The sequence below is a fragment of the Nonomuraea sp. NPDC046570 genome (genome assembly GCF_040645915.1).
Classification (GTDB): Bacteria; Actinomycetota; Actinomycetes; order Streptosporangiales; family Streptosporangiaceae; genus Nonomuraea.
Genome location: NZ_JBEYZF010000060.1, coordinates 1 through 23,280 on the forward strand (window position 1 = coordinate 1; position 23,280 = coordinate 23,280).

Sequence of the window (23,280 nt, forward strand, 5' to 3'; positions counted from 1 at the left end):
GGCCGCGCCGGGAGCGGCGCGCCGGGCGGTTGTGCCCATCCAACCCGCGCGGCTGGGTGAGCGCGCGGACGTCGCGGGTTCGTGAACGTCAGTAGTTGCCCAGTCCGCCGCACACGTTCATGGCCTGGGCCGTGATCGGCGCGGCGGTGTCCGAGCAGAGGTAGCCCACCAGCCCGGCCACCTCCTGCGGCAGCGTGTACCGGCCGATCGGGATCTTCGCCTGGAAGCGTCCGAGCACGTCGTCCTCGGTGGTCTGCCAGAACGTGGCGTAGCCCTGGCGGACCCGCTGCGCCATCGGCGTCTCCACGTAGCCGGGGCACACCGCGTTCACCGTGACCCCGGTCTTGGCCAGCTCGAGCCCCAGCGCCTTGGTGAAGCCGACCACGCCGTGCTTGGAGGCCGAGTACGGCGCCGCGAACATCACGCCCTGTTTGCCGCCGGTCGAGGCGATGTTGATGATCCGGCCGCTGCCGGCCTCCAGCATGCCGCCGGCGCTCAGCACCTCCCGGGTCACGTAGAAGACGCTGTTGAGGTTGGTGTCGATGACCTCGCGCCACAGCTCGTCGGTGATCTCGGCCGTGGCGCCGCCTCCGCTGCGGCCGGCGTTGTTGACCAGTACGCGCACCGGCCCGAAGGTCTCCACGGCGGCCCGGACGAAGGCGCGCACCCGGTCGGGGTCGCGCACGTCGCAGGCCTGGCCGTCGGCCTCGAATCCTCGCTCGCGCAGCTGCTTGACGGTCTGCGTCACATCGTTCTCGGTGCGCGCGCAGATGAAGACGCTCATGCCCGCCTCGGCGAGCACTTCGGCGACGGCCAGCCCGATGCCGCTGGTCGCCCCGGTGACGATGGCGGTTCGCCGCCCCTGGTTGGGCATAACCTCTCCTCCCGTTGACGATTTCCGAGCATGGCCGCCCGCCCTTGAGCGCCACTTGACCGAGTGGTCGTCCAGCGTCCCTCGAGGCCGCCGCGACAGGGTCCGATCAGATCGGATGCGGCAGAGGCCGCCCGCGGACAAGGGAGGTTCCGCACGATGCAGGCCCAGGCAGACAACGGCACGAACGCGGCGGAGGGTCGTGTGGTCACCCTCGTCAACAAGTTCACCCTGCACGCCTCGCCGGAGGACTTCGAGCGAGTCTTCGCCGAGACCTCCGCGTTCATGGCCGCCCAGCCGGGTTTCCTGAACCACACCCTGCTGCGGCACATGGACCAGAAGGACAGCTACGTCAACATCGCCCTGTGGCGGGACATGGAGGCGTTCCGCAAGGCCGTCGCGCACCCGGAGTTCCGGCAGCACGCCGCCGCGCTGCGGGCGCTGAGCACCAGCGAGCCCAACCTGTACACCCAGCGGCTCCACTCGGGGCAACCGGCGGGCGACGTTCACGCGTAGCCGCCCGGCATGACGAGACCCGGCGCTCGCCGTTGAGCGCCGGGTCTGTCATGTGCGGGCGGGGGGACGGGTCACGGCATGTCGTCGCGGGTGACACGACGCTCGCTGATCAGCAGTTCACCCCCGTCGCGCACCAGGACGTCGTCGCACACGCACATCCGGTACAGCCGGGGCTCCCCGCCCTTCGCGGTGGCGATGACCTGGGCGTAGCTCCGGACGCGCAGCGAGCCGTCCTCCTCCGGGGTCACCGACAGCATGGAGATCAGGTGCCGGTGCGTCTCGCCGGCCTCGGCCAGCTCGGCGGCCGTCTTGCGCACCCCGCCCGCCAGGACCGCGCGGCCGCGGGCGGGCTCGGGCAGGGTCGGCGCCCAGAACGCGCCGTCCTCGGTGAACCCGCGCGCCCACTCCTCGGCCGCGCCGCTGTCGAGGAGCTGCATGTGCCGGGCGTAGAAGTGCTGTACCTCACCGTAGAGGGCTTCGAGCGACGGGCCGGAGGCCGTGTCGGTCCGCATGGTCATCGCCTGTCTCCTTCTCCTGGGTTTCCGGGCTGTCATCCGGCGAAGGATGGTGAGCCGCCCCCATGGTGCGGCAGGCGCTTCGACAAGCGGTCGAAGCCCAGGGCGTCGATGAAGTGTCGAGTGGGCCGCGAGTGCCGCCGACGAGGCTGCGGATCGACTAGAACCTTTCGCGAAGGGGGCCAGCGTGAACCTCACCACGCCCGAGACTCTGTCGGCCGAAACGGTCTTCCACTACCGGAGCCGGGGATTCGTGCACGTGCCACGGGTCCTTTCCGGGGAAGAGGTCAAGGAACTGCTCGCCGAGGCGCGCACCCAGCTCGGCCAGGAAGAGAAGATCTCCTGGGACCAGGAGGACGGCAACGTCATGGACTGGGTGCCGCGGCCGGACCAGAAGAGCGAGACCCTGCGCAGGCTCGCCCTCCACCCGCGGATCACCGGAATCGCGGAACGGCTCGCGGACAGGAAACTCCGCATGTTCAAGTCCGAGATCATCCTCAAGCGGACCAGCGGGGCGGCCGGCACCCCCCTGCACTACGACGAGCCCGTCTTCCCCTGGAGCGGCGGCGCGCCGGTCACGTTGACGGCCTGGGTGGCGCTGGTCGACGTGCCGGTGGAGCGGGGATGCATGAGCTTCGTCCCCGGATCCCACCTGTCGCACGACGGCACCCTGTTCACCGAGGCCGACGGGAACCCGTACGTGCCGCGTCCGGAGCTCACCTGGCAGCCCCGGGTCACCGTCCCCCTGCGCGCCGGGGACTGCACCTTCCACCACGCGCGCACCGTGCACATGGCCGGCACCAACGCCAGTGGCGAGGAGCGGATCTCGGTCGCCACCGTCTACATGGACGCCGACAGCGTCTACCAGCCGTCCGCGCTGTCGTACGGCAACAACGTCGAGGGGATGGAGCCGGGCGAGCGGTTCGCGGACGACCGGTTCCCCGTGGTGGGGCTCGACCAGTGACGGGCGGTCAGGTGGTGCTGCTCATCACGTGCTTGGTGCGAGTGTAGGAATCCAGCGCGTACGTGGACAGGTCCTTGCCGTACCCGGACTGCTTGAAGCCGCCGTGTGGCATCTCGGTGGCGTACACGCCGTGGCAGTTGACCCACACGGTGCCCGCGTCGATGCGGCGGGCCAGCCGGGCGCCGGCCGCCGCGTCCCGGGTCCACACCGAGGCCGCCAGGCCGTAGGGCACATCGTTGGCCAGCCGGACCGCGTCCTCCTCGTCGGTGAAGGGCTGGACGGTGAGCACCGGCCCGAAGACCTCCTCCTGCACGATCGCGTCGTCCTGGCGCACTCCGGTCACCACGGTCGGCTCGAAGAAGAAGCCGGGTCCGCTCACCGGGCCGCCCCCGGCGACGACGGTGGCGTGGGCGGGCAGGCCGGTGAGGTAGGAGTGCACCCGGTCGAGGTGGGCGCGGCTGTTCAGCGGGCCGACCTCGGTCCTGGCCGCCCGGTCGGCGAGCAGGGCGACCAGCCGGTCGTGCGCCTCGGCGGCGACGAGCACCCGGCAGGCCGCGGTGCAGTCCTGGCCCGCGTTGTAGAAGGCGGCGGCCGAGATGCCGTCGGCCGCCCGCTCCAGGTCCGCGTCCGCCATGACCACGGCGGGCGCGTCGCCGCCCAGCTCCAGGTGCAGCCGCTTGATCCCGGCCGCGGCCGCGATTTCCAGGCCGGCGCGGCTGCTCCCGGTGAGGGAGACCAGGGCGGGCACCGGGTGCGCGACGAGCGCGCGGCCGGTGTCGCGGTCGCCGCACACCACGGTGACGACGCCCGGCGGCAGCACCTCGGCGCAGATCTCGCCGAGGATGCGGGCGGTCATGGGGGTGGTCTCGGCGGGCTTGAGCACCACGGTGTTGCCCGCCGCCAGCGCGGGGGCGAGCTTGTCCATCGCCGAGGTCAGCGGGTGATTCCACGGTGCGACCAGCACGCACACCCCCACCGGCTCGCGGACCAGCGCCGAGCTGTGCCCGGCGACGTACTCCCCGGCCAGCGGCCCGTGGGCGGCGCGCGCGGCGCCGGCCATGAAGCGCAGCTCGTCGACGGCGGCGGGGATCTCCTCCCGCAGCATCTCGGAGGGGTCCTTGCCGGTGTTGCGGCACTCGGCGGCCGTGAGGTCCTCCGCGCGCGCGGAGATCGCGTCGGCGAGGGCGAGCAGGGCGTCCTGCCGTTCCCCCGGGGTCAGGCTCCGCCAGCCCTCGAACGCCGCGGCGGCCGTGCGGACGGCGGCGTCCACTTCCTCGGCCGAGGCGGCCGGGACACTGTCGTAGACCTCGCCGGTGCGCGGGTCGGTGATGTCGATGCTGGTCACAGGGTCTCCAGGAGAAGTTCGGCGATCCGCTCGCCGACCACCGTGGTCGGCAGGGCGGGGGTGCCTCGGGGAACGTCGGGGAAGATCGAGGCGTCGGCGAGGTGGAGGCCTTCGAGGCCGTGCACCTTGCCGGTGTGGTCGACGACGGCGTCCGGGTCGCCGGCCGGGCCCATCCGGCAGCTTCCGGCCGGGTGCCAGTAGTGCTGGTGGTTGGCCCTGATCCAGCCGGGCACGTCCGGGCCGGGGGTGAGCAGCGCGGTCCCCAGGTAGCGGGACAGGTCCAGCTCCCGCATCCAGCCCAGCCCGTGGACGAGGGCGGCGAGGTCGTCCGGGTGGGTCAGGTAGGCGTGGTCGACGGCGGCGAGGGCTCCGGGGTCGGCCGAGCGCAGCCGTACGGTGCCTCGGGACCGGGGGCGCAGCAGGGCGACCGGCAGGATGCAGCGCCAGCCGTGCTCCAGCGTCGCGTCTCGCTCGACCCACGGGTAGACGTGCAGGTCGTAGGGCGCGTCCCCGGCGTAGGGCGAGCGCAGTTTGGCGATGGCCTGCTCGTCGGGCAGCAGGCGGGTCCGGGCGAACTCCTCCAGGTCGGCGGCGAGTCGCGCGGTCCCGGCGAACTCCAGGTGGGCTGAGGGGTGGTCGTGCAGGTTCCGGCCGACGCCGGGCAGGTCGTGCCGTACCGGGACGCCTACCTCGGTGAGGTGCTCGGCCGGTCCGATGCCGGAGCGCAGCAGCACCTCGGGGCTGCCGTAGGCGCCGGCGCTGAGCACCACGAGGTCGGCGCCGATCCGGCGCCGCCGGCCGCCCTCGGTCAGGACGTCCACCGCGACCACCCGGCCGCGGTCGAGGACCACCCGGTCGGCCTTCACACCGCCGGCCACGGTCAGGCGCCCGGTGTCGCGCACCGGGTCGAGGTAGCCGAAGGCGGTGTTGACGCGCACCCCGCCGGGGGTGATGTTGACCGGGGCGCAGCCGACGCCGAGTCCGCCGTCGAGCTGGTCGAGGTCGTGCCGTACCGGCAGTCCGCGGGCCGCGCCCGCGGCGATGAAGGCCTGCTGGAAGGGTTGGATCTCGTCCGGGCTGTAGGAACGGAGGTCCAGGGCTTCGGCGGCCTTGCCGAACAGGGGGCGGAGGGTGGCGGAGTCCCAGCCGGGCGAGCCGGCCGCCGCCCAGGCGTCGTAGTCCCCCGCCCAGCCGGTGGTCTGCGTACAGCCGTTGTGGGTGGAGCAGCCGCCGATCACCCGGCACCGGTCGAAGGTACGGCCCGCGCCCCGGTAGCCCCAGTCGTGCGAGGCGGGCAGGGTGGTGGCGTCCAGCAGGTCGGCGGGCCAGGAGGCGCGGTCGGGGCCGTAGTCGGGCCCGGCCTCCAGCAGCAGTACCTCGTGGTGCCGGGCAAGGCGTCCGGCGACGGCGCATCCGGCCGTGCCGCCTCCCAGGACGATGATGTCGGCGTGGTCAGGAAGCATCGGCGGTGACTCCTTGGTCGGATGCCGTGAAGGGCGGAGAGGGAACGCGGCGGTTGCGCGCGCCGAGGGCGTAGAACACGCAGCCGGTCGCCAGGATCAGCGCGATCGGGACGAGTTGGCTGGCGGTGTAGGCCGCGCGCCGGCCCTCGAAGCCGGCGGGCAGGTAGTCGGCCGGGTCACCCGGGGTGCCGAACCAGCCGACGCCCAAACCCGGCCAGACCAGGGCGAACACGGTGAAGCACATGGTGGCGACGGTGAGGATGGTGGCCGTCCACGCGCCCACGCGGCCGAAGGGGACCCGGTAGGGCCGCTCCACGTCGGGGAACTTGCGGCGCAGGGCGATGAAGGAGGAGAAGGTCAGCAGGTAGGAGATCGCGGTCGCCGAGATCGCCAGGCTGATGCCCGCGGTGAAGTACGCCTGGACGTCGCCGTCGCTGAGGCTGAGCGCGACCGTCATCACGACCGCGGCGACCGCGGTGGCGACCAGGTTGACCCGGGTCGGCGTGCCGCGCCTGGCGGAGATCACCCCCAGCCACCGCGGTCCCGCGCCGTCCGCGCAGGCCACCGCCTGGGCCCGGCTGAGGCCCATCGCCCAGGCCGTCCCGCTGGTGAGCAGGCCGATGATCAGGCCCGTCGCCGCCACCTTGGCGAGCAGGGCCCCCGCCCCGGTCAGGACGACGGTGCCGTCGGCGGCGACGTGACCACCGTAGACGGTGAAGACCGCGCGGCAGGCGTCGATGAACCCGGTCAGCGAGGTGAGCTGCTCTCGCGGCAGCACGAGCAGCATGCCCAGGATCGGCACGCCGTACAGCAGCGCGGAGCCCAGACCGCCGCGCAGCAGCGCCGCGGGGACGTCCCGCCGCGGGTCGGTCATCTCCCCGGCGGCGGCGCTGGGGACTTCGAAGCCCATGTAGTTGAAGACGATGACCGGGGTGAGCGCGACCAGGCCCAGGTAGGTGGGGGTGTAGTCGCTGAGTGACAGCGGTTGGACGCCGTTGCGGACGGCGTAGACGACCAGCGAGACGACGAAGAACCCGAGCAGCACGATCCGGGCGACGGCTCCCACGACGGGCACCCAGCGGCCGATCTCGACGGAGGCGTGGACGGCGAGCCCGGCCGCTCCGATGAAGACCGCTCCGGCCAGGTACTTCCAGGCGCCGGGCAGCGGGTGGAAGAAGGCCTCGAACGTGGTGATCGCCACCACGCACAGCGAGCCGCCGAGCCAGACCGGGTTGGAGATCCAGTAGAAGACCTGGTTGATGCCCGCGGCGAAGCGGCCGAAGGCCAGTTTGGTCCACACATACGGACCGCCCTCGTCCGGGAACGCGGAGCCCAGCTCGGCGATCATCAGGCCGTACGGCACGAAGAAGAGCAGTCCGAGCACGGCCATCCAGGTCAGGCCCTCAGGGCCGTTCGCGGCGACCGAACCGAGCGTGTCGAGGCCCACGATCGCGCACAGCAGCATGGCCAGCACATCGAAGCGCCGCAGCCCGCGATGGAGCGGAGATGAGTCGGCCAATGCCATGGCGGCTCCTCGGTTGAAGGGGGGATGTGCGGCAATAATGTCGAGCGCGTGCACAATCGTCAACTATTCATGCGTAATTTGTTCGCGTTAGGCTGTGGCGGTGACTTCGACCTTCGACAGGGGGCTGGACCTGCTCGGCGCGGTCCTGGCGGCGGAACTGGGCTCGACCGGCTATCCCGGCAACGCCCAGCTCGCCGAGCAGCTCGGGCTGGACCAGGCCCAGATCTCCCGCATGCTCAAGGACCTGGCCGCCCTGGAGCTCGTCGAGCGGGACGGGCAGGGGCGCGGCTGGCGCGTCGGCCCCGGCTACTTCGCGCTCGCCGCGGCGGCGGGCGACGCGGACCTGGCGAGCGCCGCGCGTCCGCTGCTGCGCGAGCTGGTGACCCGCTGGCACGAGCCGGCCTGGCTCTCGGTGCGCTCACAGGTCATGGCGCTCACGGTCGAGGCCCAGCCCAGCCACTGGTCGTCCTACGTGGCGGCGGCCCCCGGGGCGATGACGCCGGTCTGGTGCACCGGGCCGGGCCGGGCGCTGCTGCTCGACCACTCCGAGCAGGAGCTGGCCGAGCTGCTCGACGCGGTCGAGTTCGTCGGCGGCGGGCCGCTGGCCGCCCGCGACGTCCGCGCGCTGGCCGCCCGCAACGCCGCCGACCGGGGCGCCGGAGTGGTGGTCGCCGACCGGGAGTTCGAGCACGATGTGGTGGACTTCTCCGCGCCCGTGCGCGGCCGGTCCGGAGCCGTCGTGGCCGCGCTCAGCGTGGCCGTGCCCCTGTTCCGGCTGGGCGAGCGCGCCACGGAGATCGCGGCGTCGGTGGAGAGGGCCGCGAAGGCCCTGGAGGTCAGGGCCGCCAGCCGAGCAGGGCGGAGAGACGGTCGGCCAACCCCTTGATCACCTGGCCGTGGATGTCGGCCAGCGGGGCCAGCCGCGCGGAGGGGCCCTCGGTGTGCAGGGCGCAGACGATCCGGCCGGAGAAGTCCCGCACCGGAGCGGCGACCGCGAACACCCCCGGCTCCGACTCGCCGTCCACGACCGCGTAGCCGCGCTCCCGGGCGGCCAGCAGCCGCGCCTCGAACTCGGCCACCCCACTCGGCGCCGCCGGCCCGTAGGCGATGAACTCGGTGCCCGCGAACACGGCCTCCAGCTCCTCGCGGGTGCAGTCCCACAGCAGCGCCTGACCTGCGTCGTCGCAGTACAGCGGGTACGAACGGCCCACCCAGGACAGCCCTGACGGGACATCTTCCAGGAGGGCCACCGAGCCGTCGCCGCGTACCTCGGCCAGGAACGCACTCGCCCCGGTCGCCTCCACCACCTCGCGCAGGATCGGCGGCCCCTCCACCAGGAGCCGCGCCCTGGCCGCGCGCGCCGCCTGGGTACGCAGCCGCCAGCTCAGGCCGTAGGCGCGGGTACCCGGGTCACGGGTGAGCAGGCCCGCCGCCTCCAGGCTCTGCAGACTCCGCGACACCTGGACCCGGTTGCGTCCCAGCCGGTCCGCGATCCCCGTCGAGGTCGACGGGCCGCCGACGGCGGCCACCGCGAGCAGCACGTTCAGGCCCCGGCTCAGGCTCTTGACGCTTCCAGCGCTCATTCCGCAGAGAATACCGAGGTTGCGGGCGATCAAGCCCGCCCCACCGACCGCGGGCCGCCTCTGGAAGAGTGCGCTGCTCTGCCTAGGCTCCCGGGCGGACGATCATCAGGACCACCACGATCGCCCACAGCAGGTTGTAGACGCCGGCGAGCATGGAGAGCGAGCGCAGCCGTGCGCCGTCGTCGGGCTCGGTGAGCGCGTCGTGTTGCCGGGGATAGATCTGCAGCGCCAGCAAGCCGCCCGCGACCGCGGTGAGGACCATCGAGACGGTGATCCAGACCTCGCCCATCCGGCCCTGCACGATGCCCAGGGCGATCCCGACGACCGGCACGACGATGCCGAGGATGCCGTAGACCCGGGTGATGCGGTGCAGTACGAGGGCCACGGCCCGGTTCCGCTCCCCCGAGACCTCCGGCGAAGAGCCCCCGTCGGGGCCGGCGGCGAGTGGCGCGTAACGCGGAAACAGGCTCGTCGCGACGGCCGAACCCCCGACGAACACGATGCCGGCGAGCACATGCACCGACAGCAGCACTTCTTCCACGGATTTCCCTCCCCAACCTTCAGGCAAGCTGAAGCCTAACATGAAAGCTTCAGGCAGACTGAAGGTCAAGGCGTGGGGGGTCTCTCGAACGCGGCGCGTACGGCATCGGCGACCTGCCGCTGGATCGGGTCCGCGTCCGGGCCGAACAGCCGGTCGTCGACCCCGGCCACCGCCTCCTTCGCCGCGTCGAGCAGGCGCGCGCCGTCGGGTGTGATCTCGATGGCCGACGCGGAGCCGGCGCGGGCGGTGTTGTCGCGTACCAGTCCGGCGCCGGCCAGCGCCTTCACCGCGGTGTGCACGCTCTGCACCGTGGTCCCCGACATCCGCGCCAGATCGCTGAACGACGCTCCGGGCACCCCGGCGATGTGAGCGAGCAGCCCGAGCCTGCTGACCGAGAGATCGAGCGACGCCAGAGCGGCATTGAGCTCCGTCTCGATCCGGCGCGCCAGCGTGAGCAGCACGATGGAGGGGCTGGTCACGGGCGGACCTGGCTGGCCGTTCTCAGTGGTCACCTGCCAAGTCTCCCGCACCGCGAGAGCGGCCACAGTCTCACCGGGATACCGCGCCGTGACATCGTGGGCGACGTGGCCGCCCGCCTACCGGTCGCCACGAGAACCGTGAACCTGGCGGCCCTTCTCTCCGACTTCACTGATGACAGGTGACGGGAGAGCGAGATGACCGACGAGTTGCTGGTGCTGCGCTGTCGGCTCGGTGAGCGTGAGGCGCTCGCCGAGCTGGTGCGGGCCTGGCATGTACCGGTGTGGACGTATGTGCGGCGCATGTTGGGCGCCGAGAGGGCCGACGACGTGACCCAGGAGGTGTGGCTGGCCGTCCTGCGGGGGCTGCCCCGGTTGAAGGAGCCCGGACGGTTCACCCCCTGGCTGTTCACGATCGCCAGGCGAGCGGTGAGCGACCGGCTGAGGGAGGAGTACGGCAGGGCCGAGACCTCGTCGGAGGCGGAGCCGCTCGCCGAGGACGCCATCGCCACGTGGGTGGATCGCGCCGAGCTGGTCGCCGGGCTGGCCCACCTGCCGGTCCTGGAGCGGGAGATCCTCGTCCTGTTCTACCTGGAGGATCTTTCCCTGCGCGAGTGCGCGGAGATCTGCGCGATCCCGGTCGGCACCGTCAAGTCGCGGCTCAACCGGGCCCGCCGCCTGCTGGGCGACCACCTGAGAGAGAAGGGATTCCAGCCATGACCGATGAGCCGCGCGTGTCGGCGGACGAGATGATCGGACGGTTGTCGCCGTCGATGTCCCCGTGGCGGCGTCTCCGTGGCGCCGTGCCCCTGGTGGCCGGGCTGGCGGGGGCGGTCTTCGTGGGGTCGTTGTGGGCCACCGAGCCCGGCCCGCTGCCCGGCCGTACCCAACTGGCGTTCGCCCTGTTCACGGTGTTCTGTCTGGCCTGGGCCGGTTATGGGGGGTGGGTGGTGACGCGGCGGGCGCCGCTGTACGCCCTGGAGCAGGTGATCGCGGCCTGGCTCGCCGTGACCGCCTCGGTAGTGACGACCGCGGTCGTGGCGACGATCGCCGTCCAGCGAGGTTCCGGCCTTCCCGGGGTCGTCGCGGGCGGCGCGGCGTTCGTCGTGGTGTCCGTGGTGCTCGCCGTACGAGCCCATGCCCGGCGGGCCGTGCTGCTGCGGCGCAAGCGGGAGCTGACCCGGCAGGAGGAGGCGTGAAGCGGTGGGTCAGCTCGGCCGGGGGCCGGGGCGGACGAGGCGGGACTCGTAGGCGAAGATCACGGCCTGGATCCGGTCGCGGAGGCCGAGCTTGGCCAGGATCCGGCCCACATGGGTCTTCACCGTCCCCTCGGACAGGAACAGCAGGGTCGCGATCTCGGCGTTGGACCGGCCGAGCGCGATCTGCTGGAGGACCTCGCGTTCCCGGGGGGTGAGCGCGGCCAGCGGGCCGGGGCCGTCGGCGGGCACGGGAAGGTCGGCGGCGACGTGGTCGATGAGCCGCCGGGTGGCGGACGGGGCGATGACGGCGTCGCCGCGGTGCACGGTGCGGACGGCGGCCAGCAGGTCCTCCGGCGGCGCGTCCTTGACCAGGAACCCGCCGGCCCCGGCGCGCAGCGCGGCGAACGCGTACTCGTCCAGGTCGAACGTGGTGAGCACGATCACGCGCGGTTGCGGCTCCGGGCGGGCGAGCAGGCGGCGGGTCGCCTCGACCCCGTCCATGCGCGGCATCCGCACGTCCATCAGGACCACGTCGGCGCGTACGGCGGCGAGCTTCCGCAGCGCCTCGGCGCCGTCGTCCGCCTCGCCGACGACCACCATGTCGGCCTGCGCCTCGACCACCATGACGAAACCGGCGCGGACCATCACCTGGTCGTCCACCAGGAACACGCGGATCGTCACGGTCCTCCCTTCTCTCCGGCCGGCGGCGGGTACGGCAGGCGGCCGGACACGAGGAAGCCGCCACCAGCCGCCGGGCCGACGGCCACAGTACCCCCGAAGGCCAGGAACCGCTCGCGCATGCCGACCAGGCCGTGCCCCGCGCCGCCGGCCGTACCGCCGGGGCCGTCGTCCTCGACCCGCACGGCCAGTTCGGCGGCTCCCCAGCTCAGCGAGACGCGGGCGCGGCTGCCCGCGCCCGCGTGTTTGAGGGTGTTCGTGAGCGACTCCTGGACCAGCCGGTAGACCGCCAGCTCGGCGGCGGGACTGAGTCGCCGCTCGGCACCGTCCTGCTCGAACCCGACCTCCAGCCCCGCGGCCCTGGTCCCCGCCAGGAGCCCGGGCAGTTCCTGCAGGGTGGGCTGGGAGTCGCGGTGGTCCGGTTCCAGGGGCGTCTCGGCGCGCAGTACGCCGAGCAGGCCGCGCATGTCGGTCAGGGCGTGACGTCCCGCGCCGGCGATCGTGGCGAGGATCCCCTCCGCCCGGCCGGGATCGGCGCGCACCGCGTACATGCCGCCCTGCGCCTGGCTGATCACCACCGAGAGGGAGTGCGACACCACGTCGTGGATCTCCCGGGCGATCCTGGCGCGCTCGTCGGCCACCGCCTGCCGGGCGCGCTGTTCCCTGTCCGCCTCCGCCCTGCGGGCCCGCTCCTCCAGCGAGCCCAGGTAGGCGCGCTGGGCACGGCGCCACAGGCCGAGGCTCCACGCCACCAGGCCGACGGTGAGGAGGAAGACGAAGACGTACGCCGGAGGCAGCCCCGCGGCCTCCCGCGGGTTGAGCCAGAACCGTGCCCCCACGGCCGCCGACCCGAGCACCGCAACCGCCAGCCCCCATCCCGCAGCCCGGCCGCGACCGTGAGCGCAGACCGCGTAGAGCGACCACGGGAACGTCAGCAGCGAGGGCGCCAGCAGCAGGCCCTCGACGCCGGCCAGCATCGCCGCGCACCCGGCCGAGACCGCGCCGAAGGAGGACAGCGGGGCCGTGCGCCGCCAGGCCATCGCGGTCTGCGTCAGCAACGCTCCGGCGAGCGCGAGCGGTGCCGGTCCTGGTCCGGCGAGCAGCACGAACCAGCTCCAGGCGAACAGCGGCAGGCCCACCAGTACGGCGATCGCGGTGTCGACGAGCAGCGGGCGAGTCCGGGCCCGCCCGATCTTTGACATGCGCCCGAGTCTAAGGACCGCCGCCCGCGGGACGCGTCCGCCCGGGGGCCTGGCCGCCTATGCCTGAGGTCGTACGCACGGTGGCCGCCAGGTGGATGTGGGAGCGGGGTGTGGGAGGGAACCGTGGACTCCCCCACGACCTCTGGACGGAAGACGCCATGCGACAACGATCACACGCCGCGGGTTACCTCGCGGCGGCCTGGGCCGCGGCGTACGCGGCCCTGCGCGGCTACTGGACGCTGGGCGGCGACTGGCTCGCCGCCCGCTGCGGCGCCGAGGAGGCCGCCAAGGCCACCGCCGTCGACCTGTGCGAGCACCGGCCGCTACCCGAGCTGGGCGCCTGGGCCGGGTGGGTGAGCGTGGCGGCGCTGGCCGCGCTGGCCGTGCTCGCGCTGGCCACGGTACGGCCCTTCGGGCGGCGGATCGGGCGGGCCTGGCTGCTGGCGGCGTCCTGGTCCGGGGCGCTGGCCCTGCTGTCTCTGGGCGGCGAACTGCTGCTGCTGAACCTGCTGCGGGTCGCCCTGTGGTTCACCGGCCTGCCGGGCTGGGCCACCGAGCCGTACTGGACGCTGGTCGCCGGTCAGCTCGTCGTGCTCGCCGGGGTCGTCGCGTTCGCCGCCGCGGCCCGGTCCCACCAGCTCCGCACCCGCCCCGAAGCGGTCGACGTGCGCGCGGCCACCCGGTGGTTCCACCGCTTCGGGTGGGCCGCCGCGCTCGCGCCCCTCCCCTATGTGACGCTCAAGGCGGTGTGGGCGCTGGGGTTCCCGGTCGGCGGCTATCACGAGTCCGGGCTGGTGGGCGAGCACCACTGGTACAGCCCGCTGACCGATCTCAGCGTCACCGTCCCGCTGTTCGGCACGCTGTGCGCGGTGGCGCTGATCCGCGGCTGGGCGGGGTGGGTGCCGCGCCCGCTGGTGCTCGGCGCCGCCTGGGTCGGCGGAGTCGGCCTGCTGTCCATGGGCCTGCCCGCGGCCGTGACCACGATCGGCGTCGCGGCCGGACTGGCCGAGTTCCCGACGGCGCCCGGCAGCGCGGACCTGTGGGTGATCGCCCTCACCTACGGCGGCTTCCTCTGCTGGGGCGCGGCACTGATCGGCCTGGTCATCTTCTATCAGGCGCTCACACAGCCCGCGCCCTCGCAGTGACGGCGGTCGCCGCGCCCGCGCGACCGGCCGGACCTCCGCAGCCTGGCGGGGGAGGCCCGGTCAGCCGTGCGGGGGACGACGTACGCCGGAGGCGCTCCCTACCGTCTCTCTCGCGTCCCGGTGCGGGGCGGAGCGAAGGGGAGATCTCATGTCGGTGCTCGCTGACCCGGGCAGATTCCGCAGAACGGCGGCCGGGCTCTGCCTCGTCCTCGCGCCGCTGCTCCATGTGGCGGCCCTCGTCGCCGATCCGGCGATCCGGCAGGGCGGTGACACCATCGGCGTCTACGGCCGGTATCCGGGCCAGGTCTCGATCAGCGCCTCCCTGCTGCACTGGAGCTGGGTGCTGCTGGTCCCGGGGATCATCGGCATGGTCCATCTGATCCGGGACCGCGCGGTCGTGTTCGGCCACCTCGCCGGCGGGGTCGCGCTGCTCGGCGTGGTGAACTTCTCGGGGTTGATGCTGGGCGACTTCTTCTACTCCCGGCTGGAACGCGCCATGCCCGCCGAGCAGGGTGCCCGGCTGGCGGACGAGGCGTTCGCCGACCCAGGCGCGCTGTTCGGGTTCCAGATTCCGGGCTTCGCCGGGCTGCTCGGCCTGTTCCTGCTCGGCCTGGCCCTGGCCTACGCGCGCCAGGCGCCCTGGTGGGCGCCCTTCGCGATGCTCGCGGGCATCGTGGGCGCACCCTTCTTCCCGGTCGGCACCGTGGTGGGAGGTCTGCTCTTCCTGGCCGGTTCCGGGGTGATCGGGCTGCGGATGCTGCGGATGAGCAACGCCGAGTGGGCGCGGCCCGGATAGGTCAGCGGTCGGTCAGAAGGTGTTCGCGCAGTGCCGTGATCACGTCGTCGCCGAGACCCAGCCTGGTGGTGACGTAGTCGTGCACCGGGCCGAGGTCCGCCAGGAACAGGCGCATGAGTTCGGCGGGTGCCCGCCCGTAGCCGGGCCAGGTCAGGGTGCGGCCGGGGTAGGCGGCGTGCCAGTCGGCGACCAGCCGGTCGGTGGCCAGCCCGGTGAGCGCGAAGTCGGCGACGATCGTCTCCTCGTCGACGCCCAGCAGGGACAGGACGAGGGCGGCGAGCAGGCCGGTGCGATCCTTGCCGGAGGCGCAGTGGAAGACCAGTGGGGCGCTGTCCTCGGCGGCGATGACCTCCAGCGCCTGGCGCAGCTCCTTGACGCCGTCGTGGGCCACCTCGGCGTACCGGTCGGCGAGGTAGCGAGCGGTGTCCGTGTCCGGGGGCAGTGCGGCCTGGTCGTAGGGCCGGTGCTCGACGCTCAGGTTGTGGTAGGCGAGCCCGTCGCCGTGCGGGACGCGGCCCCTGGCGTCGATCTCCCAGGGGTAGCGCAGGTCGATCACCGTACGGACGCCGAGGTCCTGGAAGCGGCGCCAGTCCTCGCCCGCCAGCTTGGACAGCGAGTCGGAGCGGTACAGGCGGCCCCACCGGATCGTGCGCCCGTCCCCGGTGCGGTAGCCGCCCAGGTCGCGGAAGTTGTGCAGACGCTCGAACGCGATGTGTCTCCTCATCCGGCCAAGGTAACCAGAAGCGTCTTCCCCGCCGTCGCGCGGGTCTCGATCACGAGGCGCGGCGCGGGGGCAGGTCTGGCGGATGTGTCTTGCCCGGAAGGTCCTGGTGTGAGTGTGTGGACGCATGGCGGAGCGTACGCGTGTCCTCAGATCGGGCCAGTCGATGGCCCCGGGCGACCGGCTCCTGTCGCGGAAGACCGCGCAGGGGCGGCGCGAATTCAGGCTGGACTACCAGAGTGACGGCAACCTCGTCCTCTACGACGAGGGCGGCAAACCGCTGTGGGCCACCGACGAGTGGATCCCCGGCGGCAGGGTCACCATGGACCGCGCGCTCTCCCTGACCGTCAGGAACGCCGCCGGCCGAATCTGGCCGCAACCCCCCTTCGCCCACCCCGAGGGCTGCCGCCTGGTCCTGCACGACGACGGCAACCTCGTCGTGTACACCCAGGACGACCGCCCCGTCTGGTCCCCCTGCACCGGCAACGCGATCAGGGCGGCCACCTACAACCGGGTGCGCGCGTTCGAGTCCGTCGAGCCTCAGTTCCCGATCCGCTCCCCCAGCGGGGTGTTCACCCTGGAACTCACCGCCGAGGGCGTCCTGGTGCTGGCGGAGAACGGCACGCCCACCCGCAAGGCGCGAATGACCAGGCCCAGGCGCGGCAGCGTCTGCGTGATGCGGCCCGACGGCGAACTGGTCGTGTACGGCGACCCGCGCGACCGCCGCCGCCACCAGATCACCTTCCGCTCCGGCACCGCCGCCGCCCCCGGCGCCGGCGCCGAACTGGTGCTGCACGACGAGGGCAACGCCGTGATCTACGACACGTCCGGCAAGCCGATCTGGGATTCGGTGACAAAATTCATCCCGCTCTGACCTGGGCACGCCTCCCGAGAGACATATCTGGATCTCACTACTCGTCCTATCGTTTGCGATCATTTGACATGATTACCCCTAGCGACGAGGGGATGACATGCGGGAGATCGGCGGGCGCTATCGCCTGACGGAGGAGGCTGGGCGTGGCGGAATGGGAGTCGTCTGGCGAGCCTTCGACCAGCTTCTCCACCGGGAGGTGGCACTCAAGGAACTCACGCTCATCGGCGAGGCCGAGGCGGTGCGCAGGCGCGTTCTGCGCGAGGCTCGCCTGGCGGCCAGGCTGACCCATCCCAGCATCATCACGGTGCACGACCTCGTCGAGGAGCAGGGCAAGCTCTGGATCGTCATGGAGTACCTGGACGGCATGTCGCTGCACGACCTGCTCTCCCAGGTGGGCACCCTGCCCGACACCTCGGTGGCGGCGATCGGCAGGCACCTGCTCAGCGCCCTGCGCAACGCGCACCAGGCCGGGGTGCTGCACCGTGACGTCAAGCCGGCCAACGTCGTGCTGACCGGGGACCGCATCGTGCTCACCGACTTCGGCATCGCCACCGCCGAGGGTGACATGACCAGCACCCGCTCGGGCGGGCTGCGCGGCACGCCCGCGTTCATGGCGCCGGAGAGGCTGCGCGGCGGCATCGCCACCAAGGAAGGCGACATGTGGTCGTTCGGCGCGACGCTGTACAGCGCCGTCGAGGGCCGCCCGCCGTACCCGGGGAAGGACGCGGGGACCGTGCTCAAGCTGGCCATGGAGGCGGGCTTCCCGCCGCCGCGCCGGGCGGGCGTGCTGCGGCCGATCATCGAGGGCCTGCTGCACCACGATCCGGCCAGGCGGCCGTCGGCGCAGCAGACGGCCGGGCTGCTGGCCGCCGTGCGCGCCGCGACGGCCGGCTACCTGACCGCGATCTAGTCCTCGCGCCGGTTGGCCGCCTCGGCGGCGTCCATCTCGGCGGCCTCCTCGGGGGTCGGCGCGGTGCCGCCGAGGTGGGCGGGCTGCCACCACACGCCCTGCGGGATCTCCGGGTAGGTGCGCTGCGCCCGGTCCAGCAGGCCGGACATGCGGGTGTGCAGCTCGGTGGTGAGATCGCCCATGTTCTCGCCGCGCTTGGGGTACATCGGCTCGCCGACCAGGATGGTGATCGGCACGTGCCGCTGGGTCAGCCGCTTCGGCCTGCCCTTGGTCCACAGCCGCTGGCTGCCCCACAGCCCGACCGGGATCAGCGGCACGTTCGTCGCCTGGGCCATCCGGATGGCGCCGTTCTTGATGTCCTTGACCGTGAACGAGCGGCTGATCGTCGCCTCGGCGAACACCCCCACCACCTCGCCCGCCTTCAGCATCCGCAGCGCCGTGGCGTACGAGCCCGCGCCCGCGCCCCGGTCCACCGGGATGTGGTGCATGCCGCGCATCAGCGGCCCGGAGACGCGGTGGTCGAAGACCTCCTTCTTGGCCATGAACCGGACCAGCCGCTTGGCCGGCAGCGCACCGAAGCCGGCGAAGATGAAGTCCAGGTAACTGATGTGGTTGCTGACCAGCACCGCACCGCCCGAGCGCGGAACGTTCTCGGTCCCCTCCAGGTGGAAGCGGATGTCGAGCGCGCGAAAGAGGGTCCGCGCGGCGAGGAGCACCGGCGGGTACACGATCTCAGCCATGTGCAGAAGGTAGCTTAGGCGGCGGCCCACCAGCGACTCCGCCCTTCCCGGCCACTCCCGCAACGCTTGCCGCCATGGGAAAACGGGCAGAAGTTGTCTCCGAAGGGAGGGCCCGCACCATGAAGAAACTCATCAACCATGCCGATTCGGTGGTATCCGACGCGCTGACCGGGATGGCCGCCGCCCACGAGGATCTCCGGGTCGACGTCGCGGCGGGCATGGTCCGCCGCGCCACGCCGCCCCGCGCGGGCAAGGTGGGGCTGGTCTCGGGCGGAGGCTCCGGACACGAGCCGCTGCACACCGGATTCGTCGGGTACGGCATGCTCGACGCCGCCTGCCCCGGCGAGATCTTCACCTCGCCCGCCCCCGACCCGATCATCACGGCCACCAAGGCCGTCGACGCCGGCGCCGGCGTGCTGCACGTCGTCAAGAACTACACCGGTGACGTGCTGAACTTCGAGATGGCCGCCGAGCTCTGCGCCGACGAGGGCGTGCGCGTGCTGCCCGTGCTCGTCGACGACGACGTGGCCGTCCAGGACTCCCTCTACACCGCCGGACGCCGCGGCACCGGCGCCACCGTGTTCGTGGAGAAGATCGCCGGAGCGCTCGCCGAGTCGGACGCGCCGCTGGAGCGGGTGGCGGCGACGGCCGCCGAGGTGAACGCGCGCAGCAGGAGCTTCGGCATCGCGCTGACCTCCTGCACCACCCCCGCGGCCGGGAAACCCACCTTCGACCTGCCCGGCTCCGAGGTGGAGCTGGGCATCGGCATCCACGGCGAGCCCGGCAGGTCCCGGGCGGGCGCCGCGCCCGCCCGGGAGCTGGCCGCGATCGCGATGGACGCCATCCACGGCGACCAGCCGCTGGCGGGCGACCTGCTGGTGATGGTGAACGGCATGGGCGGCACCCCGCTGATCGAGCTGTACATCGTCTTCGCCGAGGTCGAGGCGTACATCCGCGGCCGGGGCGCGCGGATCGTCCGCAGCCTGGTCGGCAACTACGTCACCAGCCTGGACATGCAGGGCTTCTCCGTCACCGTCTGCCACCTGTCGGACGAGCTGACCGGCCTCTGGGACGCGCCCGTGCACACTCCCGCGCTGCGCTGGGGGCGCTGATGGACGTCACGTTCTTCACCGCCTGGATCGAGGAGATCATCAGAACCCTCGCCCTCTGCCGCGACCGGCTGACCCGCCTGGACGCCGCGATCGGCGACGCCGACCACGGCACCAACCTCGACCGGGGCTTCACCGCGGTACGGCAGGCCCTGTCCGACACCCCGCCGCAGACCCCGGGCCAGGCGCTCACCCTCGTCGGCAACACGCTGATCCGCAGAGTCGGCGGCGCCTCCGGCCCACTGTACGGCTCGGCGTTCCGGCAGCTCGGCCGGTCCCTCGGCGACGCGCGCGAGGTGTCGCTCGCGGACCTGGCGACGGCCCTGGAGTCGGCGGTCGAGACGGTACGGCGGCTGGGCGGGGCGGCCGAAGGGGACAAGACGATGGTCGACGCGCTGGCTCCGGCGGTCAGGGAGCTGACCGACGCGGTACGCGAGGGCGACAAGGAGCGGGCGGCCCTGGAAAGGGCGGCGCGCGCGGCGGCGGAGGGCGCGCGGGCCACGATCCCGCTGCGGGCGCGCAAGGGCCGGGCCAGCTACCTGGGCCCGCGCAGCATCGGCCACGAGGACCCGGGCGCCGCCTCAGCCGCCCTGATCGTCGCCGCCCTGTGCGCGTGACTCGGAGGCCCCGATGGTAGGCATCGTGCTCGTGTCGCACAGTGCCGCGCTGGCGTCCGAGGCGGCGGCGCTGGCGCGCGGGATCGCCGGTGACGAGGTGCCGGTGCTGGGCGCGGGCGGCACCGAGGACGGCGGGCTGGGGACCAGCGTGGACCTGGTCGCCGCCGCCGTCGAGGCGGCCGACGGCGGCGACGGGGTGCTGCTCGTGCCCGACCTGGGCAGCTCGGTGCTCACCGCGCGGCTGCTGGAGGAGCCGGGCCGGGTGGTGCTGGCGGACGTGCCGTTCGTCGAGGGGGCGATCGCGGCGGCGGTGGCGGCGGGGGCGGGCGGCTCACTGGCGGACGTCCTGGCCGCGGCCGAGGAGGCCCGCGCCTTCCGCAAGACATGACCGGGGCGGCTCAGTGGCCGCGGAAGGCCTCTTCCAGCCACCAGGAGGCGTGGTCCTTCGTCACCTTGGCGTGGACCAGGAGAGGGCGGTCGCGCGGGCCCTTGAGCCAGTCGGCGACGCCCGACAGGCCCTCCGGCCGGGTGACGGTGACCGCGGCGCAGCCGTACCCGCGGGCGAGGGCGGCGAAGTCGGCGGGCGGGAAGGTGACCGTGCCGAGCGGGTGGCCGGCGGGGCCGAAGTGGTGCACCTCCGCGCCGTACGCCTCGTCGTCGTAGACGACGATCACCATCGGCAGGCCGAGCCGTACCACCGTCTCCAGTTCGGCGGCGCCCATCAGGGCGCCGCCGTCGCCGAGGGCCGCGACGGGCAGCCGGTCGGGGCGGGCGAGGGCCGCGCCGACGGCGGTGGCCAGGCCGAGGCCGATCGACTGGAACGCCTGGGTGAAGCAGAACCCGTTCTCGTCGGGCACGTCCAGGAACATCGCGGGATAGCCCATGAAGTTCCCCGAGTCGGTGGCGACGACGCGTTCGGCGGGCAGCAGATCGTCCAGGCCGACGGTGAGCGTCCTCGGGTCGATCCGCCCGCCGCCGCTCTCGTCGCTGTACGGCACCTGCCGCCACCTGCCCTCGGTGGCGATCCGCGCGGCCACGGCCGGGGACCGGTAGCCGGCCCCGGGCGTGTCGATGAGCGCCGTGGTGGCGCGGGCGGTCCAGCCGACGTCACCGGTCACGCCCAGGTGGACGGAACGGTGCCGGCCGATCGCGTCGGTGTCGAGGTCGACCTGGGCGAGCTTGGCGTCCGGGCCGACCAGGGAGCCGTGGCGGGTGGTCCACATGTTCAGCGCGCAGCCCCAGCCGACGATCACGTCCGCGCCGCGGATCAGCTCGGCGGTCAGCGGCGTGGCGAAGCCGCCGCTCACGTCCAGGTCCCACGGGCTGCCCCGGAACAGGCCTCTGGCGACGGCCGAGGTGGCCAGCAGCGCGCCGGTGCGGTCGGCCAGCTCCTCCAGCTCGGCGCGGGCGGCCCTGGCGCCGCGCCCGGCGACGAACACCGGCCTGCGCGCCGATGCGAGCAGCTCGGCCAGCAGCACCGCCGACGGCACGTCGAACCCGCCCACCGGCGTCCCGGCCAAGACCTTGGCGTTGTGCACCACCTGGGCGAGCAGGTCGGCCACGATGACGCCCTCGCCCCGGACGATCTCGCCCTGGACGTCCAGCGGCAGGTTGAGCAGGACGGTGCGCCGGTCGCGGGAGGCCGTGGCGAACGCCTCTACGGTGCCCTCGATCGCGTCGCGGGCCTGGCCGATCCGCATCGGCACGGCGCCGACGGCGCGGGCCAGCGCGTCCTGGTCGACGTGGAAGTTCGAGCGCGGGTCGGTGACCTCGCCGGCCAGCACGACCAGCGGCGTACGGCTCTTGGCCGCCTCGGCGAGGCCGGTCATCGCGTTGGTCAGGCCCGGCCCCTGGTGCACGCTGAGCACGCCGACGCGCCCGGACATGCGGGCGTAGGCGTCGGCCATGGTCGCCGCGCCGCCTTCGTGGCGGGCGGCGACGAAGCGCACGCCGTGCTCCACGAGGGCGTTGGTGAGGTGGAAGTTGCCGCTGCCGACCACCCCGAAGGCCGTCTCGGCGCCGAGTTCGGCCAGCACCTTGCCGACGACCTGGGCGACGATCAACGTTCCACCAGGGCGAGGACGCGGACGGGGCTGCCGGAGCCGCCGACGATGGGCAGCGGCGGCGCGACGACGACCGCGCCGGTCACCGGCAGCCGGTCGAGGTTGCGGAGCTGGGTCAGGCCGTACTTTCCGGCGCCGAGCAGGAACGAGTGGCAGGGGAAGGCCGGGTCGAAGGAGTGCGCGGCGCCCGCGTCGGTGCCCACCGTCTCCACGCCGACGCCGAGGATGGGCGTCCGCTCGGCCAGCCAGCGGGCGCATTCGACCGAGATGCCGGGGGTGTGCGGGCCGCTCTCGTCGGCGTTCAGGAACCTGGCCTGGTCGTCGGACCTGGCGTCCCAGCCGGTCCGGTACAGCAGCCAGCCGCCGTCGGGCAGCGCCCCGTTGACCCGCTCCCACTCCTGGACGTGCTCCACCTGGAGCAGGAAGTCGGGGTCCTTGCCCGCCTCGGCGGCGAAGTCGAGCACCACGGCCGGGGCCAGCAGCTGGGCGGCGGGCACCTGGGAGACGTCGAAGCCGTCACGCGCGGTGACCCAGTGCACGGGGGCGTCGAAGTGGGTGCCGGTGTGCTCGCCGGTGTGGATGTCGTTCCAGTACCAGGCGGGGCCGCGGTCGTCGTAGCGGCTGATCTCCTCGAGGCGGAAGGGGATGGTGTTCCCGAACGGCTCGGGGAGCTGGAGGATCGGCGTCTCGGACGTGAGGGGCGCGGTGAGGTCCACCACTTCGATCGAGCCGCCGCGCACGCCGTCCACCAGGCTCTTCAACACCGACATCGCTTCCTCCTTGGTTGGGCCTCCCGCATCCTCCCCCGTCCAAGGGCCGCGCCGCTACCTGTGCCGGAAGTACACGAACAGGCGGCCGTGGTTCTTGGCGTCCTTGTCGATGCGGTGGTAGAGCGCCTTGATCTCCTTCTGCTCCAGGAAGCGCAGCACCTTCTTCTTGAGCTGTCCCGAGCCCTTGCCAGGGATGATCTCGACTTCGGTGGCCTTGGTCCGCAGGGCCTCGTCGATGATGCCGCGCAGCGCGCGGTCGATCTGGCCACCCTTGTTGTAGATGTCGTGGAGGTCCAGCTTCAGCTTCAAAACATCCCCTTCACCAGGCAGTTCGTCTACTCATACATATCTTGCGTCAGCACGAAGACAGCACAGTCAGGCTACGGCCCTCAGTTCTGTCACGAACAGGCGTCCAACACCTGCCGCGGATCGGTCAGCCCTGAGGCTGTTCCGGTAGAGGAGGCTCCCGCCTACGGTCGGGGGCCTGCTCTGTCTGTACGTCATGTGTGCAGCCGTGTACGTGAAATAGGTGGCGTACGGCGGGCCCGGCCCGGTTGGGGGCTGGCGTCAACGAGCGGTTGGGCATGGATGGTTCACGTGTCTGTTCGGGCAGCAGACCACGCCGACCGTGATGAAGCGCCCACCGCGTAGCCACTC

The 23,280-nt window shown here is 72.6% G+C and carries 27 protein-coding genes; 12 read left to right on the forward strand and 15 right to left on the reverse strand.

Annotation, left to right across the window (positions count from 1 at the left end):
• Window positions 1-88 precede the first annotated feature (88 nt).
• Window positions 89-874, reverse strand: a complete 786-nt coding sequence (fabG, locus tag ABZ911_RS40755; RefSeq protein ID WP_358069239.1) for a 3-oxoacyl-ACP reductase FabG — start codon at window positions 872-874, stop codon at window positions 89-91.
• A gap of 156 nt (window positions 875-1,030) precedes the next feature.
• Between fabG and ABZ911_RS40760 the strand changes: the two genes are divergently transcribed.
• A complete protein-coding gene (locus ABZ911_RS40760; RefSeq protein ID WP_358069242.1) occupies window positions 1,031-1,387 on the forward strand; it encodes an antibiotic biosynthesis monooxygenase family protein in 357 nt (118 codons plus the stop codon).
• Window positions 1,388-1,458: 71 nt separating this feature from the next.
• Here the strand turns inward: ABZ911_RS40760 and ABZ911_RS40765 are convergent, their stop codons facing one another.
• On the reverse strand, window positions 1,459-1,905 hold the full coding sequence (locus ABZ911_RS40765; RefSeq protein ID WP_358069245.1) for a nuclear transport factor 2 family protein: 447 nt from the start codon (window positions 1,903-1,905) through the stop codon (window positions 1,459-1,461).
• A gap of 184 nt (window positions 1,906-2,089) precedes the next feature.
• Here ABZ911_RS40765 and ABZ911_RS40770 point away from each other — a divergent pair, with 184 nt between their 5' ends.
• Window positions 2,090-2,866, forward strand: a complete 777-nt coding sequence (locus tag ABZ911_RS40770; RefSeq protein WP_358069247.1) for a phytanoyl-CoA dioxygenase family protein — start codon at window positions 2,090-2,092, stop codon at window positions 2,864-2,866.
• A 7-nt stretch (window positions 2,867-2,873) separates the two neighbouring features.
• Here ABZ911_RS40770 and ABZ911_RS40775 read toward each other — a convergent pair whose 3' ends face one another.
• From ABZ911_RS40775 to ABZ911_RS40785, 3 genes are read right to left on the reverse strand one after another with little or no spacing between them, the layout of a single operon-like run.
• On the reverse strand, window positions 2,874-4,211 hold the full coding sequence (locus ABZ911_RS40775; RefSeq protein ID WP_358069250.1) for an aldehyde dehydrogenase family protein: 1,338 nt from the start codon (window positions 4,209-4,211) through the stop codon (window positions 2,874-2,876).
• Window positions 4,208-5,674 carry a GMC family oxidoreductase gene (locus ABZ911_RS40780; protein WP_358069253.1) on the reverse strand — a complete coding sequence of 489 codons (1,467 nt, stop codon included), beginning with the start codon at window positions 5,672-5,674 and terminating at the stop codon, window positions 4,208-4,210. The genes ABZ911_RS40775 and ABZ911_RS40780 overlap by 4 nt, the downstream gene beginning before the upstream one ends.
• A complete protein-coding gene (locus ABZ911_RS40785) occupies window positions 5,664-7,199 on the reverse strand; it encodes an APC family permease (RefSeq protein WP_358069256.1) in 1,536 nt (511 codons plus the stop codon). The genes ABZ911_RS40780 and ABZ911_RS40785 overlap by 11 nt, the downstream gene beginning before the upstream one ends.
• A 100-nt stretch (window positions 7,200-7,299) precedes the next feature.
• On the opposite strand from ABZ911_RS40785, the gene ABZ911_RS40790 reads away from it, so the two are divergent.
• Window positions 7,300-8,085 carry an IclR family transcriptional regulator C-terminal domain-containing protein gene (locus ABZ911_RS40790; RefSeq protein ID WP_358069259.1) on the forward strand — a complete coding sequence of 262 codons (786 nt, stop codon included), beginning with the start codon at window positions 7,300-7,302 and terminating at the stop codon, window positions 8,083-8,085.
• Here ABZ911_RS40790 and ABZ911_RS40795 read toward each other — a convergent pair.
• The 3 genes from ABZ911_RS40795 to ABZ911_RS40805 all read right to left on the reverse strand — a co-directional run bounded on the left by ABZ911_RS40795 (window position 8,036) and on the right by ABZ911_RS40805 (window position 9,835).
• Complete coding sequence (locus ABZ911_RS40795; protein ID WP_358069261.1) at window positions 8,036-8,782, reverse strand: IclR family transcriptional regulator; 747 nt, start codon at window positions 8,780-8,782, stop codon at window positions 8,036-8,038. The genes ABZ911_RS40790 and ABZ911_RS40795 overlap by 50 nt on opposite strands.
• Before the next feature lie 82 nt (window positions 8,783-8,864).
• Window positions 8,865-9,323 (reverse strand): hypothetical protein, encoded by a 459-nt coding sequence (locus ABZ911_RS40800; protein WP_358069264.1) that lies wholly within the window; start codon window positions 9,321-9,323, stop codon window positions 8,865-8,867.
• Between the two features lie 65 nt (window positions 9,324-9,388).
• Window positions 9,389-9,835 carry a MarR family winged helix-turn-helix transcriptional regulator gene (locus ABZ911_RS40805; RefSeq protein WP_358069267.1) on the reverse strand — a complete coding sequence of 149 codons (447 nt, stop codon included), beginning with the start codon at window positions 9,833-9,835 and terminating at the stop codon, window positions 9,389-9,391.
• A gap of 162 nt (window positions 9,836-9,997) precedes the next feature.
• On the opposite strand from ABZ911_RS40805, the gene ABZ911_RS40810 reads away from it, so the two are divergent.
• Window positions 9,998-10,519, forward strand: coding sequence for a sigma-70 family RNA polymerase sigma factor (locus ABZ911_RS40810; protein WP_358069270.1), 522 nt, complete (start codon window positions 9,998-10,000; stop codon window positions 10,517-10,519).
• Window positions 10,516-10,998, forward strand: coding sequence for a hypothetical protein (locus ABZ911_RS40815; protein WP_358069273.1), 483 nt, complete (start codon window positions 10,516-10,518; stop codon window positions 10,996-10,998). Before ABZ911_RS40810 ends, ABZ911_RS40815 begins: the two co-directional genes overlap by 4 nt.
• A 9-nt stretch (window positions 10,999-11,007) precedes the next feature.
• Here the strand turns inward: ABZ911_RS40815 and ABZ911_RS40820 are convergent, their stop codons facing one another.
• Both ABZ911_RS40820 and ABZ911_RS40825 read right to left on the reverse strand, forming a co-directional pair.
• On the reverse strand, window positions 11,008-11,679 hold the full coding sequence (locus ABZ911_RS40820) for a response regulator transcription factor (protein ID WP_358069276.1): 672 nt from the start codon (window positions 11,677-11,679) through the stop codon (window positions 11,008-11,010).
• A complete protein-coding gene (locus ABZ911_RS40825) occupies window positions 11,676-12,878 on the reverse strand; it encodes a histidine kinase (protein ID WP_358069279.1) in 1,203 nt (400 codons plus the stop codon). The genes ABZ911_RS40820 and ABZ911_RS40825 overlap by 4 nt, the downstream gene beginning before the upstream one ends.
• Before the next feature lie 158 nt (window positions 12,879-13,036).
• On the opposite strand from ABZ911_RS40825, the gene ABZ911_RS40830 reads away from it, so the two are divergent.
• Both ABZ911_RS40830 and ABZ911_RS40835 read left to right on the forward strand, forming a co-directional pair.
• Entirely contained in the window at window positions 13,037-14,023 is a 987-nt protein-coding gene (locus ABZ911_RS40830; RefSeq protein WP_358069282.1) for a hypothetical protein, read from the forward strand.
• A gap of 148 nt (window positions 14,024-14,171) precedes the next feature.
• Window positions 14,172-14,819 (forward strand): hypothetical protein, encoded by a 648-nt coding sequence (locus ABZ911_RS40835; RefSeq protein WP_358069285.1) that lies wholly within the window; start codon window positions 14,172-14,174, stop codon window positions 14,817-14,819.
• A gap of 1 nt (window position 14,820) precedes the next feature.
• On the opposite strand, the gene ABZ911_RS40840 is transcribed toward ABZ911_RS40835, so the two are convergent.
• On the reverse strand, window positions 14,821-15,543 hold the full coding sequence (locus tag ABZ911_RS40840) for a tyrosine-protein phosphatase (protein WP_358069288.1): 723 nt from the start codon (window positions 15,541-15,543) through the stop codon (window positions 14,821-14,823).
• A 124-nt stretch (window positions 15,544-15,667) separates the two neighbouring features.
• Here ABZ911_RS40840 and ABZ911_RS40845 point away from each other — a divergent pair, with 124 nt between their 5' ends.
• Together ABZ911_RS40845 and ABZ911_RS40850 are read left to right on the forward strand one after the other, a co-directional pair.
• Window positions 15,668-16,414 carry a hypothetical protein gene (locus ABZ911_RS40845; protein WP_358069291.1) on the forward strand — a complete coding sequence of 249 codons (747 nt, stop codon included), beginning with the start codon at window positions 15,668-15,670 and terminating at the stop codon, window positions 16,412-16,414.
• Between the two features lie 97 nt (window positions 16,415-16,511).
• Entirely contained in the window at window positions 16,512-17,324 is an 813-nt protein-coding gene (locus ABZ911_RS40850) for a serine/threonine-protein kinase (RefSeq protein ID WP_358069294.1), read from the forward strand.
• Here ABZ911_RS40850 and ABZ911_RS40855 read toward each other — a convergent pair.
• A complete protein-coding gene (locus ABZ911_RS40855) occupies window positions 17,321-18,064 on the reverse strand; it encodes a lysophospholipid acyltransferase family protein (protein ID WP_358069296.1) in 744 nt (247 codons plus the stop codon). The two genes, ABZ911_RS40850 and ABZ911_RS40855, sit on opposite strands and share 4 nt — an antisense overlap.
• A 119-nt stretch (window positions 18,065-18,183) precedes the next feature.
• Here ABZ911_RS40855 and dhaK point away from each other — a divergent pair, with 119 nt between their 5' ends.
• The 3 genes from dhaK to dhaM are packed head-to-tail and all read left to right on the forward strand — an operon-like array spanning window position 18,184 to window position 20,178.
• Window positions 18,184-19,176: a dihydroxyacetone kinase subunit DhaK gene (dhaK, locus tag ABZ911_RS40860; RefSeq protein WP_358069299.1), complete on the forward strand. Its 993-nt coding sequence runs from the start codon at window positions 18,184-18,186 to the stop codon at window positions 19,174-19,176.
• Window positions 19,176-19,790 carry a dihydroxyacetone kinase subunit DhaL gene (gene dhaL, locus ABZ911_RS40865; RefSeq protein ID WP_358069302.1) on the forward strand — a complete coding sequence of 205 codons (615 nt, stop codon included), beginning with the start codon at window positions 19,176-19,178 and terminating at the stop codon, window positions 19,788-19,790. Before dhaK ends, dhaL begins: the two co-directional genes overlap by 1 nt.
• A 13-nt stretch (window positions 19,791-19,803) precedes the next feature.
• Window positions 19,804-20,178 carry a dihydroxyacetone kinase phosphoryl donor subunit DhaM gene (dhaM, locus tag ABZ911_RS40870; protein WP_358069305.1) on the forward strand — a complete coding sequence of 125 codons (375 nt, stop codon included), beginning with the start codon at window positions 19,804-19,806 and terminating at the stop codon, window positions 20,176-20,178.
• 10 nt (window positions 20,179-20,188) lie between these two features.
• Here the strand turns inward: dhaM and ABZ911_RS40875 are convergent, their stop codons facing one another.
• From ABZ911_RS40875 to ABZ911_RS40885, 3 genes are read right to left on the reverse strand one after another with little or no spacing between them, the layout of a single operon-like run.
• On the reverse strand, window positions 20,189-21,853 hold the full coding sequence (locus ABZ911_RS40875; RefSeq protein ID WP_358069308.1) for a thiamine pyrophosphate-binding protein: 1,665 nt from the start codon (window positions 21,851-21,853) through the stop codon (window positions 20,189-20,191).
• Entirely contained in the window at window positions 21,850-22,623 is a 774-nt protein-coding gene (locus ABZ911_RS40880; RefSeq protein ID WP_358069311.1) for a cyclase family protein, read from the reverse strand. The genes ABZ911_RS40875 and ABZ911_RS40880 overlap by 4 nt, the downstream gene beginning before the upstream one ends.
• 54 nt (window positions 22,624-22,677) lie before the next feature.
• On the reverse strand, window positions 22,678-22,932 hold the full coding sequence (locus tag ABZ911_RS40885; RefSeq protein ID WP_358069314.1) for a Smr/MutS family protein: 255 nt from the start codon (window positions 22,930-22,932) through the stop codon (window positions 22,678-22,680).
• Between the last annotated feature and the right edge of the window lie 348 nt (window positions 22,933-23,280).